The following is a 15,312-nucleotide window of genomic DNA, read 5'->3' as shown; positions in this document are numbered from 1 at the left end:
AAGCAGCCCATGTCCGAAGCCACCGCTACAACCGCTACTGCGCCAGCGCCCGCCAACTCACGTTCGCGTGTCATGCTGGCAAGCCTGGTCGGCACCACCATCGAGTTCTACGACTTCTACGTATACGCCACCGCTGCCGTGCTGGTGTTCCCGCACCTGTTCTTTCCGCCAGGCAATGAAACGACCGCCCTGCTGGCGTCCTTTGCCATCTTTGGCGCTGCGATGATCGCCCGCCCGTTGGGCGCGGTGTTTTTCGGGCATCTGGGCGACAAGGTAGGCCGAAAGACGACACTCATTTACGCCCTGCTGACGATGGGCATCGCGACCTTCGTCATCGGGTTACTGCCGACCTATCACAGCATCGGCTGGTTTGCGCCGCTGGCGCTGGTCATCCTTCGCCTGGCGCAGGGTTTTGCAATCGGCGGCGAGTGGTCCGGCGCGGCGCTGGTCGCTACTGAAAACGCACCAGCGGGTAAACGCGCGTTGTTTGGCACCTTTCCCCAGCTGGGTGCGCCGCTGGGTTTCATCATCGCGAATGGTCTGTTTTTGGCCGTCGCGGCAATGCTGCCCTCGGATAATCCGTCGCGTCCATCCGAGGCCTTCCTAGATTGGGGCTGGCGGATCCCCTTCCTGTTTTCTGCGGTGATGGTGATTATTGGCTTGTGGATTCGCCTTAACCTCGTGGAAAGCACCACTTTTGCCAAAACCGTGTCTTCGGGCAAGGTCGTCAAGCTGCCACTGGGTGAAGTCGTACGCAAAAACTGGCGCGAGCTGATCCTTGGCACCTTCTACATGCTCGCCACCTACGTCCTGTTCTATCTGATGACAACCTTCTCCCTGAGCTATGGCCGGGCGCCGGTCGACCCGGCGCCAGGTCAGCTATCGGGTCTCGGCTACAGCTATAACGACTTTGTACTGATGCTGATCTTCGGCGTTGTGTTCTTCGGCATCTTCACCCTGCTGTCCGGCGTGTTGGCCGACCGCTGGGGCAGACGCAAAACACTGATTGTCGTGACGCTGGCGATCATTCTGTTCGCTCTGCTATGGGTGCCCCTGTTGTCGATGGGCTTTGTAGGCGTGATGCTCTGGCTGGTGCTGGGCTTCAGCCTGATGGGTATGACGTTCGGCCCGATGGGGGCATTGCTGCCTGAGCTGTTTCCGACCAATGTGCGTTATACCGGCTCAGGCATCTCCTACAACATATCGTCCATCCTGGGCGCCGCAGTGGCTCCCTTTATTGCCGTTTGGCTATGGAGTCTGGGCGATGGCAGCCCCTTCCTGGTGGGCGTCTATCTCGCCTCGATGGCAGCCATTACCTTGCTCGCGCTGGTCATCGGCAAGGAAACCAAGAACGTGGATATAAACGACTGAGTATCCGCATGGCCCGCCGCGTCGGGCAGGCATGCTCCTTTCGCGCTCTACGTCACGACTGCGGGTGGCGCGTGAGCGCACCCGGAGCTATGTTTACCGATGCCTTCCCTCGTTCAGGTTGGCCGGGTTAACGCCCGAAGCCTGCCCGAATCGTCCAGGAGAAAGGGTCATGAATATATCAGTCACATCACTGCTGCTGGGCACCTGCCTGAGTCTGGCTGCCGCAACGGCGAGCGCGCTGGAAGTAGGCGACATGGCCCCGGACTTCACACTGCCCGGCTCCGATGGCGAAACACATCGGCTGGCTGACTATCGTGGCGAACAGGCGGTAGTGCTTGCCTGGTTTCCGCGCGCGTTCACTTCCGGCTGCACAATCGAGTGCAAGTCTCTCGCGGAAAACGGCCATCTCATTCGCGAGTACGACGTAACTTACTTCATGGCGAGCGTCGACCCGCTGGCGAAGAACAAGGGCTTCGCGGCGGAAACCGGCGCCGATTTCCCGCTGCTGAGCGATGAAAACAAATCGGTCGCCGAGGCTTATGAAGTACTGCATATGCTGGGCTTCGCCAAGCGGCATACTTTCTATATCGGCGAAGACGGGCGCATCCTGAAAATCGACACCGAGGTCGAGCCCGCCACATCAGCCGAGGATATGGCCGCTACGCTGGGCGAACTGGGCGTGGAGCGCCGAGCGGACAAGACCACTGCCAGCGCACCCTGAGCAGCCGTCAACACAACCTAATAGCTCTTGTAAGGCAGAAACTTGCCAGACATCACCACGTTTACCCGATCGCCTTTGGGATCAGGCTGACGTTGTATGTCCATGGAGAAATCAATCGCGCTCATGATGCCGTCGCCGAACTCCTCATGTATAAGCTCCTTGATCGTCGTACCGTACACATTAACGAGCTCGTACCAGCGATAGATGAGCGGATCGGAGGGCACTGCGGTAGGAAGTGAACCTTTATAGGGCACGATCTGTAGCCAGGCGACCGCCTCATCGCTTAGCTCGAACAACGACCCCAGCGCCTCCGCCTGAGTCTTGTCGAAGGTCATCTGGCCAAGACAGCCCGCCGTTACGAACTCCTTGGACAGCCCCAGCATTTCCGCTGCGTCGCGCCAGCGCAGGCCTTTGCGCACCTTGCTGGAAAGGATCATGGCGGTCACTTCTTCCCGACTCGAAATCATATTGCGCTCCTCAGTTAGCCGTCTGGTTCGCCCCGGTCAGCCTGCAACGACTGAAGGGCATAGACTGAGCAGCAATTAGCGGGCCACCGCTCCGGCGGGCGGACACGAGCGCGTCAGACTCAAGGATTCATTGCACTCAGATTGGCACCATTGCGAACTACCGTCTCACCGACGGCAAAGTGATCTGCACTGGCGGTTCGCAGCCGCGTCAAGCTGCCATCTTCGGCCCGGATCACATATAGCGTCTGATCGAGCCCCGCTGCTTGCTGAGCTTGCGCGCCACCAAAATAGCCGAGACCGCCGCCTACCAGCGCCCCTATCGGACCGCCCACCGCGCCGCCGACCATAAACCCGGTCAAGCCGCCAAATCCGCCACCCACCATGCGGTCGGCCCTGGTTTCTACCACTTGGTCTGCCTGAACCAGAGTACTTGACAGCAACACCGCAGCAGCGACCGATGAAATTGATTTCTTCATGAGACTTCCTCGAAATGGATGTACCGAGTCAACAGTCATGAAGCGTGCCAATCAGTTAATTTGATATTAATCAATGCATTAAAGTCAGCATGGTTCTATCAACCCGATAGCATCTGGGTCAACCAACCCATCCGCCGGGTATAAAAAACCTGCTTTACTAACTCAGGTGGAGCAATGGACTCAGACAAAAAAAGGGCTGAACCTCTACGGGCCAGCCCCTTTCATCACGCGTGACCGTTCAGATTACTGGATGCCCTTTTTCTGAACCTTCCACTCGCTGCTGGTGCACAGCTTGCAATCGGCACCATAGAAAGTGCTTTCAGCGTTCTGGTCACCCATCAGGTGATAGCGATACCAGGCTGTGGATGGGCCGCGGTAGCCGCCGCCGTTGAAGGCCGGAACAAAGTGGCTGGCCCCCTGCAACTCGCCCCAGAACACCGGCACATTGGCATTATTGAAGACCGGGCGGCCATTCGCCTCGGAGCTGGCCAGGGTGTCGGCGCTGCCAGTCATCAGGAACATGGGGCCATTCTGATTCGATTGTGAAGCCCGACGGTGACCCAGCCCCAAAGTGTATGGCTGGAACGGCGCGGTCGCAGTAATGCGGCTGTCCTGACCGGCCATGATCGAGCCGCCACCGCCCTGCGAGTGACCGGAGGAACCAACAGCGTCCAGATTCAGCTTACCGGCATAAGTGCCGGAGCCGCGGCCATTCTGTTCGGCCAGGTAGTCCAGGCAGGCGAGCATTTCCGCGCCGGAGCCAGCGTTGGTGGTATTAGCGGCAGCGACCACGAAACCATGGCTGGCCCAGTGGTTAAGCAGCGCAGAATAACCACTCGGCGAGGTCCCTGTGCCGTTGCCCCAGAGGATGATCGGGTGTTTCAGGTCATTTTCGCCCAGCGTACGTGGACGGTAGATCGTGCAGGAAGGGCCTTCAGATGCATTGGTGGTAGCAAACGAGCCGGAAGCCTCAAAATTCCCGACGGATGGGAAGCCGGATTCGACGGGTTGATCGCCGCCTGGGTTGCTCGGGCCTCCGGGATTGCCCGGGTTGAAGGCATAAGCGCCAGCGGCAAATACGAGGCCGAGTGTCAGGGTGCTGAGTTTCAATAGGGGTGAATTCATTATCGCCTCTGAGTTGGGTTTCATGAGTTGAGCTCAATGGCGGGACCAACAACAGCGCTCATCGCGGGGCAGAAAGTAGCGGATAACAGAGGCGGTTTATCTCACCCGATTGGGTAAATGATAACTGCTCCCATTTATATCATATTGATATCAAATGAGTTTTTTTGCGGGTGGGGTCGCGATTGTGGCTGCAGAAACCTGATTGGCGCCGAGACAGCTATCGTATTGGCTGGCCTGGCAGACAGATCGCGGTGACGCTTGGCTTCCCGAGCCCCCTCCTACAGAAATTCACCGTTGAAGATGGTTTTTGTGGGAGGGCCGACCCGGCGCGATAGCAGCCTCTCCAGCCATGCAGAACCCGCCAGACTCACCCAGCCCGGCGAATCAGAACCACGCCCATCAGGATCAACACCAGAATCGGCAATAACACGGCGATCAACGGCGAAAATCCGAAAACGAGGCTGGAGGGTCCGAGCAAATCCTGAACAATCCGAAAGCTGAAACCCACCAGTACGCCGGTAAACACGCGCTGGCCCAGCGTGACCGAACGCAGGGGTCCGAAGATGAAGGATATCGCGACAAACACCAGGGCTGCAGTCGTGACCGGCTGGAAAACCTTCTTCCAGAACGACAGCCAGTAGGCATTGCTATCGAGCTCCTGCTCACCAAGATATTGCTGATAGCGCCACAGGCCACTGATGGGCAATACATCCGGATCGAGCAGCACCACCCGCAGAAGTTCATGGGACAGCCCGACATCCCAGCGTTGCTGCTCCAGCGTATCCACCTCGCTCAGCCCTGTTTCAAGGAAACGGGTCAGCCGTACGTCCTCAAGCAGCCAGTCATCCTCTTGAACTGTCGCGCGGGCGGCAAAGCTGGATTCCTGTAACTGGCGTTCATCATTGAAGCGGTAACGGGTAATTCCATACATCTGTCCGTCGGGCTGAACCGCGTTGATATGGATGAAATCGTTGCCTTCCCGGTGCCACAAGCCCTTGGACTTGATCGCCTCACCGCTGCCGACGGCGATGGCGCGCCGGCTCTCCGCCAGGCCTTCGGTATACGGCGCCACATACTCGCCCAGCAGCACACCGCCCAGCATCACCACCACCAGAGGCTTCATTACCGCACCGATGATGCGCGCAACGGAAACCCCTGCAGCGCGCATGACAGTCAGCTCGGAATTGCTCGCCAGCGTACCCAGCCCGACCAGACAACCAACCAGTACCGCAACAGGGAGCAGGTCATACAGCCGGCGCGGCAAAGTCAACACAACGTAGCCCAGCGCTTGTACGGCGCCGTAACCGCCCTCAAGGTCCTCCAGCTCACCGATATAAGCGAACAGCAGATCCAGGCCGAGCACAATCAGCGACACCAGCAGCACACTCGACAGCACCGAGTTGCCGATATAGCGATCAAGCCGCCGCATAGTTGCGCCTCCTTGGGGTACTGCGAGCAAACAGCGAGCGGTAATTCAGCCCCACGCCAACTGCCAGGAACAATAGATGCACCCACCAGAGCCCCAGAGCGGGAGGAATACGGCCCGATTCCATCCAGCCCCGCGCACTGATCAACAGCGCCAGATAGGACATGTACAACAGCACCGCAGGCAATAATTTGAGGAAGCGTCCCTGGCGCGGATTGACCCGCGCCAGCGGCACGGCGAAGAAGGCCACGATAGGTACCAGAAGCGGCAAGGCTATGCGCCATTGCAGCTCGGCGCGGGTACGCAGGTCCGGGTCGCCGATCAGCTCCCGGGTGGGGATTGCCTCACGGTCAGTGATTTCGGTCACCACCTCCGGCTTGGGCAGCAGTACGCCGTAGGTCTCGTACTCGATCCGACGGAAATCCGCCTGCCCCGGCGTGCCGTCATAGCGGTAGCCGTTGTTGAGCACCAGATAACGGCTGCCGTCCGGGTTCATCTGCTGGCGCCCCCCCTCGGCAATCAGCACGCCGATATTGCTGTCGGTGCTCGTGCCAGACCTTTCGGCAATGAACACCTGTTGTAACTCGGTGCGGTCGTCCGACAGGCCACCGGCATAGGTCACGCGCTGCGCATCCTTACCCACGGATTGGAAGCGCCCTGCGGCCAGGGTATCGAATTCGGTCATGGCGTCCTGTTCATTGAACAGCTGCTGCGTCTTGACCACGCCCGCCGGTGCAATCCAGAGGCTGAGCAGGGCGACTAGCAGCGCCACCAGCAGCGCCGGGCCCTGGGTATAACCAAGAATCTTGCGGTCGCTGATGCCGGTTGCAGAGAGAACCGTCATCTCACTCTCGAGATGTAATCGCCCATAGGCCAGCAGAATGCCGAGAAACATGCCAAGCGGCACGATAAGCACCATGAACCCGGGCAGCCGGTAGGCCATGATGACGAAGAGAACACCGGGGTCCAGCTGCCCGGCCGCGGCCTGGGCAAGATATTTGATGAAACGCCCGCTCATGATGATCAGCAACAGCACGCCGCTGACCGCGGTGAGCGTCATCAGGACCTCACGGCTTAAATAACGAAAGACAATCACAGTAACTTCCTTGGTTCCAGGGCTTTATGGGCACACGGGAATAGGCCAGAATGCAGGGAAAGCACAGCTGGTTGCAACACACGTCCAGCCGGATCTCGGGCTGGTGAAGGGCTGCATTATCAGTCAAACCACACGATTTGTCTTGAGGAGCACCATGGAGTTCAACGTCAAGCACGGCACACTGGAAACGATTAAAACCGGTTGCGTAGTGGTAGCCATCAACGAGTCGGGCAAACTCAGCGGCGCGGCTGCGGAGCTCGACCGTGCCTGTGGCGGCCAGATCAGCCTGGCGGTCAAGCACGGCGACATCGGTGGCAAGCCCGGCCAGACCCTGATGCTCTTCGGTCTTCCTGGTATCTCCGCGCAGCGCGTGCTGCTGGCCGGATACGGTAAAGATGAAGAACTGAACGACCGCAGCTTCCGCAAGCTGGTACAGAAAGTCATCGGCGTGCTCAAGGATGGGGGCGCTACCGACGCCCTGTTTACCTTTGCCACCCTGCCGGTCAAACAGCGTGATCTCTATAGCCGCACCCGCCTGCTGGTCGAAACCGCACGTGAAAGCCTGTACCAGTTCGATCATTTCAAGAGCAAGAAGGCGACCAAGCCGCGCCTGAAAAAAGTTCTGATCTGGTCGGCAGACAACTCCGATGGCGACGCGCTGACCCGTGGTGTTACCCATGGTCAGGCCATCAGCGACGGCACCGACCTGACCCGCACACTGGGCAACCTGCCCGGCAACGTCTGCACTCCGACCTTCCTGGCGAAAGAAGCCAAAGTCCTGGGCAAGCAGCACCCCGAGCTTGATATCGAGATTCTCGACGAGAAGGACATGAAAGCGCTGGGCATGGGCTCGCTACTATCAGTCAGTGCCGGCAGCGCAGAACCCGCCAAGCTGATCCGTTTCAGTTACCAGGGCGGCAAGGCCAAGGACCAGCCACACGTGCTGGTTGGCAAGGGCATCACCTTCGACACCGGCGGCATCAGCCTCAAGCCTGGCGCCGGCATGGACGAAATGAAATACGACATGTGTGGCGCAGCCACCGTGTTCGGTGTGCTCAAGGCTGCAGTGAGCATGCGCCTGCCGATCAATATCGTGGGTCTGATTGCCGCGGCGGAGAACATGCCCAGCGGCACCGCGACCAAGCCGGGCGACATCGTTACCAGCATGTCCGGGCAGACCATTGAGGTGCTCAATACCGACGCCGAAGGCCGCCTGGTACTGTGCGATGCGCTGACTTATGCCGAGCGCTTCAAACCGGCCAGCGTCGTGGATATCGCCACCCTCACCGGCGCCTGCATCGTCGCCCTCGGCAGCCACACCACCGGGCTGCTGGGCAATAACGACGAGCTGATCGGGCAATTGCTCGACGCCGGCAAGCAGTCGGATGACCGCGCCTGGCAATTGCCGCTGTTTGATGAATATCAGGAACAGCTCGACAGCCCCTTCGCCGATATTGCCAACATCGGCGGGCCCAAGGCTGGCACCATCACCGCCGCCTGCTTCCTGTCGCGATTCACCAAGGCTTATCCCTGGGCGCACCTGGACATTGCCGGTACCGCCTGGATCAGTGGAGGCAAGGAAAAAGGCGCCACCGGACGTCCGGTACCCTTGTTGACCCAGTACCTGCTGAATCAGGCGCAACTGTAAGACCGGGGGCGGGAAGCGGAAAGGCGATTACCAGGCACGCCTGACCGGTTCCCGTTTGCCCCACCTTTTCGAGTATCTGTTGGCGAGGATCATGACCCGAATCGATTTTTATCTTCTCTCCAGCGATCAGCCCAGCGCGCGACTGGAGTACGCCTGCCGGCTGGCCCACAAGGCGTGGGGCAAGGGCCACAAGGTGTACCTGCACTGCGCCAGCGAAGAGCAAGCGGGCGAGCTGGATGCGTTGCTATGGTCGTTTCGCGCCGACAGCTTCGTGCCCCATGGCTTGCACAGCGACTATCCGGACGAACCGGTAGTCTGTGGCTACAGCGAGGATCCGTCGCCCCATCACGATCTCCTGATCAATGTGACGGACGCCACCCCGCCGTTCTTCAGCCGTTTCAGCCGTCTCGCAGAGATCATCGTCGAGGATGATTCGGTTCGCGTTCCCGCCCGGGACCGCTTTCGTTTCTACCGCGAACGGGGCTATCCTCTGAACTCCCATCCAATTCGCATGGCGCAGTGATCATGACGCACGATTCCGACGAACCCTCACGCCTGCTGCAGGACCTAGAGTCCATCCGCACGCTGCTGGATGAACACCCGGACGTGCATTCCGAGGAGGGGTTGGACCTGTCGGAACTCGACATACCGCTATTGCAGGATGTATTCATCGAATCTGAGAGCACCGAGGCGCCCACCCTAGCGGTCTCGCCCCCCTTCGAACTGACCCCCATCGCCGCTGAGCAATCAGCCAATCCCTTCCTGCCCTACGACTCGCTTGCCCGGCTGGCCCAGGAGCGCGTACATCTCGACAAGCTGATGTCCGATTTCATGCCTCAAACCGAAGCGGCCGACACGCCTGAAGTGGTCGAAAGTGTAGCTACGGGGGCAAAGGAATATCGACTGGAAGAGCGCATTCGCTCGGAAGTGCAGCTGGTCCTGCAGGACGTCATCGACGACATGATTCCCACCATCGAAGCTGAACTGCGCAATCGGCTCCGTGGCAAGGTTGAAGAAATAGTACGCGAGCAACTGAAGTAACGGACATGACGTGTCCGCCATCCGTCCCCACGCGCCCCAGCGCAGGGCGCTGACGCGCCAGATCAACGCACGGAGCCTGCGTCAATAGCGCCAGAAAGAGTTCCCGGTGCGCCTGCATCCCGCATGATGCGGGGGTTGCTGATACTGGTACAGAATCTGCTTTACCGTTCGTCGGCAGGTCACGTTAAGAACAGACACTCATTGCGTGCCTTGCCCTTCCAGGACGAATCAGCGGAGACAAGGATTGATGATAGCCGAAGCACAATTCGACAGGGCTACTCTGGGCTGCATGATCACCTTACGCAGACGCCTCAAGCAGACCACGGGCATGACAGTCCATCTCGCTGAGCACGATGCCGTTGAGCAGCTGATCGATTTCAGTGTGGCCTGCAAAGAACAGGATGTGCGCGAGCTTGGCTTGCAACTGGCGGAGATGGTGGCGCGTCAGCCCTGCGCCGATGCGGTATCCCCCGCTCCAAAAAGCCTGATTGCGAGCATGCGCGAACGGCTCAACACACCTCCGATGGACCGCCCGGAACACACCAGGCTGACTGCGGATGATCAACACTCCACTGCGTCAGTGCGGATCTACCGTGGGCATATCGTCCGCAGCTAAGCTTCGAGTTCCTGCCGCGCCGCCTAGCCGAACTTAGGCGGCAGCCCTTCCACGATGATCATGTTCGCGCTTGCGGCGCGCTGACGCAGGGGAATCGTCGCAGCGTACTCCGGCGATGCGTACCACTTCTTCGCCTGCTCGATGGAATCAAACTCGACAATGACGACCGATTGCGGCTGGATCATTCCCTCCATGACTTCCAGGTTGTTCCCCGAAACCAACGGCCGCCCGCCAAAGGGCTCGATGGTTGGAAACGCCGCTGCCTATACTCAGCAAAGGCCTCTGGATCTGTGACGTCGAGGTAGGTGATTACATAGGCTGCCATGGAATATTCCCGTTGGGACGGGTAGTCAAAAAAATGAGGTATCCAAGGCTGGACGAGCCTTGAGTCGAGATCAAGCAGCCTCGAAGTTTGCGGATGAGACCTTCAGGATTGATCGTACCTCGAGCAACCGATAGATCATACGTATCCGGCATCACCGGCCAGCTTTACGACGTCCGTCCACGCACCTCAGAGAACCGCAAACGCCTCAGCGCTAGTCGGCAGCGCTAGAAAGTCCGGCTGTTGGTGCTCACTCTCATCAGGTCAACCGGGTGCGACTCGTACTCCACGCCCAGCCCATTAACTAGCCAGGTTCCGCTCACTCTAACCGATCCGCACGAAACGGTGCCATATCGATCGGCGTCTGCTCACCATCCATCATCTTTGCCAGCAACTCTCCGGTCGCAGGGCCCAGGGTAAAGCCCTGATGACCGTGCCCGAAGGCCAGCCATAGCCCGGGTTTGTCCGGTGCCGGGCCGATTACCGGCTTCATATCCGGCATGCAGGGGCGTGCGCCCTTCCAGGGTTCGGCGTCGCGTCGTTTGCCGAGCGGGAACAGCTCCCGAGCGGCACGCTCTGCGGCAGCCAGCTGCCGGTACTGCGGAGGCGAATCCAGATCCGCCAGTTCAGCGCCGGTGGTCAGGCGAATCCCCGCGCGCATGGGTTCCAACAGAAAGCCCTTCTCCGCATCCATCACCCAGTGGTTCAGGCTGGCGCCTTGTTCGGTGGAGTAGTGCATGTGGTAACCGCGTTTAACGAACAGCGGCACATGAATACCGATATCCGAGAGCACCTTGCCCGACCAGGGCCCCATGGCGATCACAACCTGCTCTGCATCGAGCGTTTCTTCACTGGTCACGACGCGCCGACCCGCGCCCTCCTGTCGGATCTCCTCGACACTGGCCTGTAACAGACGGCCGCCCTGCTGCTCAAAATTGCGAGCATAGGCCTGCACCAGCCCGCCCGGATCCGAGACCATCCAGGGCTGGGTCCAGTGGATGGCGCCCACCAATCCTTCGCCCAGATGCGGCTCCATGGCATACAGCGCGGCGGCATCCAGCACGTCAAACTCCACACCGAAGCGCCCCTGATCCATCCGGGCTTTTTCAACTCGCTCATCCAGCGCTTTACGCGTGCGGTAAAGCTCAAGCCAGCCACCCTTGCGCACGAGGTCCCCGGCTTGTGCAGCCTCGATCATCGGTTCGTGGGCGTCCTGACACCGCATGATCAGCGACGCCCATTCGTTGATGATCCGCTCGTACCGTTCGCCACCCGAGTTGATCCAGTACTGAAACAGGGGTCCGGCTGCATTCAGCATGCCGAACGGTCGATAACGGATATCCACCTCATGATTGGGCAACACCCGCAGCAGCGTGCTCAAATCACGCGGGAACGCATAGGGTCGCACTGCCTCGCGCTGAATGATGCCGGCATTGCCGAAGGATGTTTCACGGCCCGGCTCGCGGCGGTCCACCAGCGTCACGCTATGACCCCGACGCACCAGATGCCAAGCTACGGAAACGCCAACCATGCCGGCGCCAAGAACGATGATATTGCGTGACATAAGCCTCTCTCCGCCGTGCAGGGGAACCCGATCAACGGGACTACCTGCCATAGAGTCTAGCAAGCCTTCATCAATCACTGGCTATCGAATACCTGCGCCTGCCACTTTGTGAAAAAAACGGTGACTAATGCGTGAACGAGAGACCGGTGCACTGGCTACTGATGATCGTGCCCGCGCTGGCGCTCGCCGGATTGCCGTTGACCAGCGGCGCGGCGGTCAAGGCGCTGCTCAAGGAGGGCGTCGATGCCAGCGCCGTGGCGGACTGGCTGCCCCTGCTTACCGCCGGCTCGGTCGGCACCACGCTGCTGGTGCTGCGCGCCCTGTGGCTGATGCGCGAAAGCCAGCAGCAGAACGCATCGCTGCCCACTGCACCCGCTGGTCAAATAATTCCCTGGGCGCTGTTGTGCCTGATGCCGGTCACCCTGCCCTGGCTGTGGCCGCCCCTGCGCGAGGCGATGCTGGATAGCCTGCCGCTGTACGCCATCTGGGCGTCGCTATGGCCGGTACTCGTGGCCGCAGCCATCGCCGTGCTAGTAATGAAGATGGATTGGACAATCCCTCCGGCGCTGACCCGCTTGCCCAGCCCGTCGCTGCAGGCATCACTCCGCCTGAAACGTCTACTGCAGCGCCCGCCCCTTCCACCCACCAAGCCTCATGTGGACAGCGACCGCTGGCGACGCTACGAACGACCTTGGAATCGCCTCTGGAAACCCGGCACCGTCGCCCTCAGCGCCTGGATTATCGGCGTGCTGTTGATGCTGGGTTGGTTGGGGTGAGGTCGCGTACTTAGTTGAAATAGTAGGGAAGGAGGGGTTCAGCTCGATGAGATCCCGAACGACCCGAGCCGATTGGCGCTACACGCTACCGAAACTTGCGTACATACGCGTCCCGGACATTAACGGATATAAAACCGCTGAGCCCCTTCCCCGCCCGCGCCAGACGATGCATCGTTGCAATGGCGGAAGCTCCAGCGCTCTCGTCGGTGTACTCGTATTTCCAACCATTGTTGAATTGCACAACGATGGCGCCTGGCGAGAGCTCATAGGCAATTACCCCGGAATCTTCACTCAGGTTTTTATAGCGATCCATTGGCGTCTCCCCAAGTGCGATAACCCATGCACCGAGGATAGTAATCCATAGGAACAATGGAAAATCACGGCAGCTTCTCTGCCGCAGCTTGAGCAAGGGGATGATCACACCGGTTTTTCTGAAGGCCATTTCGGTAAAGTCCGATGATCTGGCGTCCAGTCAAAAATCCCGCGAGCATGGTTATCTGCGCTCCAGCATATATGTGCGAAGTTCCTGTTCGACCCGCATCACATACAGGATGAGCACACTTCTTCCCTCTTCCCGGTAGAAAATACGACACGGTGGTGCGACTACTTCCCGATAAACGGAATCGGGTAGCTCGGGCGGGATGCGTCCGGACTGCGGAAAATCTTCCAATCGCGCGGTTCTTTTAAAAACGTCCTCGACCAAATTGCGCGCCGCGGAAGGATTATCCAGAGCGACGTATTCAGCGATGGCATCCAGTCCCTGCAGAGCTGGCTCGGTCCAGATTATTTGAGCCATTTACTCATCTTTTCCCTCGCCTCGCTCTGACTGTAGGTCCTACCCTCAAGCACGGCCCGCTCTCCCCGTGAGAGACCATCAAGCAGCGCCAGCCGACGCTGCATGAACTCATAGTCGTGCACATCGACCAGATAAGCGGAGGGTTTGCCATGCTCGGTGATCAGGACGGCCTCCTTCGACTCATGCAGGTCGGCCAGAATCTTCGTAGCCTGACGCTTGAGGTTGGTAACAAGCTCAACTTTCATAAAAGAACCCTCGATTCAGCTAAGTGACACTATAGTGTCACTTTTCTCCCTGGGCAATTATGTTTTGGGCTGCGCCGCTGCTCTGATTCATCTGAATTGGTTTTCTCGCAAAATCGCTCACTGCACGCCTGACGCCGTTCCCCTTTCTGGATATCAACCTCAGTCACTCAGGATCAAATACAAACCCACTGCCGCCAGGATAATCACCATCAGGCCGACCAACGAAACCCACCCGCTTGCATTCGAATCTTCAAACCTGCCTAGGGACACTGCCTTCAAAAACCAGTAGCCGACGAAATACAGCACTCCCTCAACTACAAAATCCACAACAAAACTGAGCAAAAAATCCATAGCCCTCCCTGGGCTAAGCCCCGATTCTTCCAAAGAATTCAGTTTCTACCTCGAGCGCCAGCAAGCAGATACCACATGGAGCTGCGCGTGAAGCAGGCCGTGAGCCAGGTGATATAGGCGGTCCTCTAAAGAAGTGGACCCTGTAAGCGCGTCACACTTTGGCCCGGCTTTGTCCCGCCCCCGGGATATTCAGCTGAGCGCCACGTCACCGCCCGCCGTATCCCGATAACGCGCCGGCGTGACACCCTGCCAACGCCGGAACGCACGCACGAACGCGCCTTCATCCGAAAAGCCCAGCCGTTCGGCAATCTCTGCGACCCGCTGTTCTCCACGCAACGCGCGACAGGCCATCTGCTGCAAGACACTTTCGCGCAGGCTCTTGAATGACAGTCCTTCCTCGGCGAGACGGCGATTGAGATGCCGGCCGCTTATCTCCAGCTCGGCTGCGACCCGCTCCTTACCCCAGCGCGGATGCTGTCGGACCAGGCGCTGCACTTCGGCCGTCAGGCTGTGCTGGCCGAGCGCAGCCAGCGTCTGGTCGGCCAGCTGGCGCAGGTGTTCACGCAGCGAACTGTTGGCCTGAATCAAGGGTAAATGGAGCTGCTGCGCTGCAAACTCCAGGCTGTTATGCGCCGCGTCAAAATGCAGTGGACAGTCGATCAATTGCGCATAGCTGTCCAGCTCGGCAAGCGGTGCGTGGCTGAGCCAGAGGCCGGCGGCACGAAAGCGTCCACCGGTAGCCCAGCGCGTCAGATTGAGCTGACTGGCGAGCACCGCTTCGACCCGCTCGGCCTGGCGTACGGAATAGTCCGGCTGATAATCGATAAACACCTGCTCACCGGCGTGGCGCACGCTGAATTCGCCGCCATCACCGACCACCGGCGCATATTCCACCAATTCGTCCAGCGCCTCGCCAAGGGTGTCGGAGGTCACCAGCAACATGCCAACGCTGTCCAGATGGCCAATCTGCATTTCCAGCCCCAGACGCAGGCCAGCCAGAGGATCGGCGCTGGCGGCGCAAAAAGCGTCCCACAGGGCGTCCTGCCGGGCCAGCGGCACGCGCTGATCGGAGCGAAGTTCTGCCAGCAATTGCGCTGGTAACGTCAGGCCCTGACGTTCAGCCGCCTGCACGATCGCCTGGCTATATAGCGGCGTAACGCTGTGTTCGGAAATATCGCCCATGGCCTGAATTGCCGGTCCTTTGTCCCGTTTGGTGCGATACGCATTTCAGCGCATCCCTTAGACTGGCAAGCATAACAACAAGACTTCCG

General features: G+C 59.4%; 18 protein-coding genes and 1 pseudogene. 7 read left to right on the top strand and 12 right to left on the bottom strand.

Features of this window, described 5'->3' with window-relative positions:
- Positions 1–9 precede the first annotated feature (9 nt).
- Together HG264_RS16860 and HG264_RS16855 are read left to right on the top strand one after the other, a co-directional pair.
- Entirely contained in the window at positions 10–1,371 is a 1,362-nt protein-coding gene (locus tag HG264_RS16860) for an MFS transporter (RefSeq protein WP_169408682.1), read from the top strand.
- 169 nt (positions 1,372–1,540) lie between these two features.
- The gene (locus tag HG264_RS16855) at positions 1,541–2,092 is read left to right on the top strand and encodes a peroxiredoxin (protein WP_169408681.1); all 552 of its coding nucleotides are present in this window, start codon (positions 1,541–1,543) and stop codon (positions 2,090–2,092) included.
- 17 nt (positions 2,093–2,109) lie between these two features.
- Here the strand turns inward: HG264_RS16855 and cynS are convergent, their stop codons facing one another.
- The 5 genes from cynS to lptF all read right to left on the bottom strand — a co-directional run bounded on the left by cynS (position 2,110) and on the right by lptF (position 6,682).
- Positions 2,110–2,559 (bottom strand): cyanase, encoded by a 450-nt coding sequence (gene cynS, locus HG264_RS16850; protein ID WP_169408680.1) that lies wholly within the window; start codon positions 2,557–2,559, stop codon positions 2,110–2,112.
- 119 nt (positions 2,560–2,678) lie between these two features.
- Positions 2,679–3,035: a hypothetical protein gene (locus HG264_RS16845; RefSeq protein WP_169408679.1), complete on the bottom strand. Its 357-nt coding sequence runs from the start codon at positions 3,033–3,035 to the stop codon at positions 2,679–2,681.
- 243 nt (positions 3,036–3,278) lie between these two features.
- Positions 3,279–4,160: an alpha/beta hydrolase gene (locus HG264_RS16840; protein ID WP_169408678.1), complete on the bottom strand. Its 882-nt coding sequence runs from the start codon at positions 4,158–4,160 to the stop codon at positions 3,279–3,281.
- 367 nt (positions 4,161–4,527) lie between these two features.
- Positions 4,528–5,589 (bottom strand): LPS export ABC transporter permease LptG, encoded by a 1,062-nt coding sequence (gene lptG, locus HG264_RS16835; protein WP_169408677.1) that lies wholly within the window; start codon positions 5,587–5,589, stop codon positions 4,528–4,530.
- The gene (gene lptF, locus HG264_RS16830; RefSeq protein WP_169408676.1) at positions 5,576–6,682 is read right to left on the bottom strand and encodes an LPS export ABC transporter permease LptF; all 1,107 of its coding nucleotides are present in this window, start codon (positions 6,680–6,682) and stop codon (positions 5,576–5,578) included. Before lptF ends, lptG begins: the two co-directional genes overlap by 14 nt.
- Before the next feature lie 154 nt (positions 6,683–6,836).
- Here lptF and HG264_RS16825 point away from each other — a divergent pair, with 154 nt between their 5' ends.
- From HG264_RS16825 to HG264_RS16810, 4 genes are all read left to right on the top strand, one after another.
- Positions 6,837–8,330: a leucyl aminopeptidase gene (locus HG264_RS16825; protein WP_169408675.1), complete on the top strand. Its 1,494-nt coding sequence runs from the start codon at positions 6,837–6,839 to the stop codon at positions 8,328–8,330.
- A 91-nt stretch (positions 8,331–8,421) separates the two neighbouring features.
- Entirely contained in the window at positions 8,422–8,853 is a 432-nt protein-coding gene (locus HG264_RS16820; protein ID WP_169408674.1) for a DNA polymerase III subunit chi, read from the top strand.
- Positions 8,854–8,855: 2 nt separating this feature from the next.
- Positions 8,856–9,371 (top strand): hypothetical protein, encoded by a 516-nt coding sequence (locus HG264_RS16815; protein ID WP_169408673.1) that lies wholly within the window; start codon positions 8,856–8,858, stop codon positions 9,369–9,371.
- Between the two features lie 247 nt (positions 9,372–9,618).
- Positions 9,619–9,987 carry a hypothetical protein gene (locus HG264_RS16810; protein ID WP_169408672.1) on the top strand — a complete coding sequence of 123 codons (369 nt, stop codon included), beginning with the start codon at positions 9,619–9,621 and terminating at the stop codon, positions 9,985–9,987.
- A gap of 23 nt (positions 9,988–10,010) precedes the next feature.
- On the opposite strand, the pseudogene HG264_RS16805 reads toward HG264_RS16810, so the two are convergent.
- Positions 10,011–10,235: pseudogene (locus HG264_RS16805) on the bottom strand (DUF1330 domain-containing protein); the annotation flags it as partial.
- Between the two features lie 393 nt (positions 10,236–10,628).
- Positions 10,629–11,873, bottom strand: coding sequence for an FAD-binding oxidoreductase (locus tag HG264_RS16800; protein ID WP_169408670.1), 1,245 nt, complete (start codon positions 11,871–11,873; stop codon positions 10,629–10,631).
- A 131-nt stretch (positions 11,874–12,004) separates the two neighbouring features.
- Here HG264_RS16800 and HG264_RS16795 point away from each other — a divergent pair, with 131 nt between their 5' ends.
- Positions 12,005–12,649: a hypothetical protein gene (locus HG264_RS16795; RefSeq protein WP_169408669.1), complete on the top strand. Its 645-nt coding sequence runs from the start codon at positions 12,005–12,007 to the stop codon at positions 12,647–12,649.
- 85 nt (positions 12,650–12,734) lie between these two features.
- Here the strand turns inward: HG264_RS16795 and HG264_RS18665 are convergent, their stop codons facing one another.
- The 5 genes from HG264_RS18665 to HG264_RS16770 form a co-directional block, all read right to left on the bottom strand.
- Positions 12,735–13,091, bottom strand: a complete 357-nt coding sequence (locus HG264_RS18665) for a hypothetical protein (RefSeq protein WP_256663711.1) — start codon at positions 13,089–13,091, stop codon at positions 12,735–12,737.
- 51 nt (positions 13,092–13,142) lie between these two features.
- Positions 13,143–13,445, bottom strand: a complete 303-nt coding sequence (locus tag HG264_RS16785) for a type II toxin-antitoxin system RelE/ParE family toxin (protein WP_169408668.1) — start codon at positions 13,443–13,445, stop codon at positions 13,143–13,145.
- On the bottom strand, positions 13,433–13,690 hold the full coding sequence (locus HG264_RS16780; RefSeq protein ID WP_169408667.1) for a type II toxin-antitoxin system Phd/YefM family antitoxin: 258 nt from the start codon (positions 13,688–13,690) through the stop codon (positions 13,433–13,435). The genes HG264_RS16785 and HG264_RS16780 overlap by 13 nt, the downstream gene beginning before the upstream one ends.
- Positions 13,691–13,849: 159 nt before the next feature.
- On the bottom strand, positions 13,850–14,041 hold the full coding sequence (locus tag HG264_RS16775) for a hypothetical protein (RefSeq protein WP_169408666.1): 192 nt from the start codon (positions 14,039–14,041) through the stop codon (positions 13,850–13,852).
- A gap of 189 nt (positions 14,042–14,230) precedes the next feature.
- Complete coding sequence (locus HG264_RS16770; RefSeq protein WP_169408665.1) at positions 14,231–15,223, bottom strand: AraC family transcriptional regulator; 993 nt, start codon at positions 15,221–15,223, stop codon at positions 14,231–14,233.
- Positions 15,224–15,312: the final 89 nt, after the last annotated feature.

It is taken from the genome of Pseudomonas sp. gcc21, assembly GCF_012844345.1.
Lineage (GTDB): Bacteria > Pseudomonadota > Gammaproteobacteria > Pseudomonadales > Pseudomonadaceae > Halopseudomonas.
This window is presented reverse-complemented; position numbering and strand designations above follow the sequence as displayed.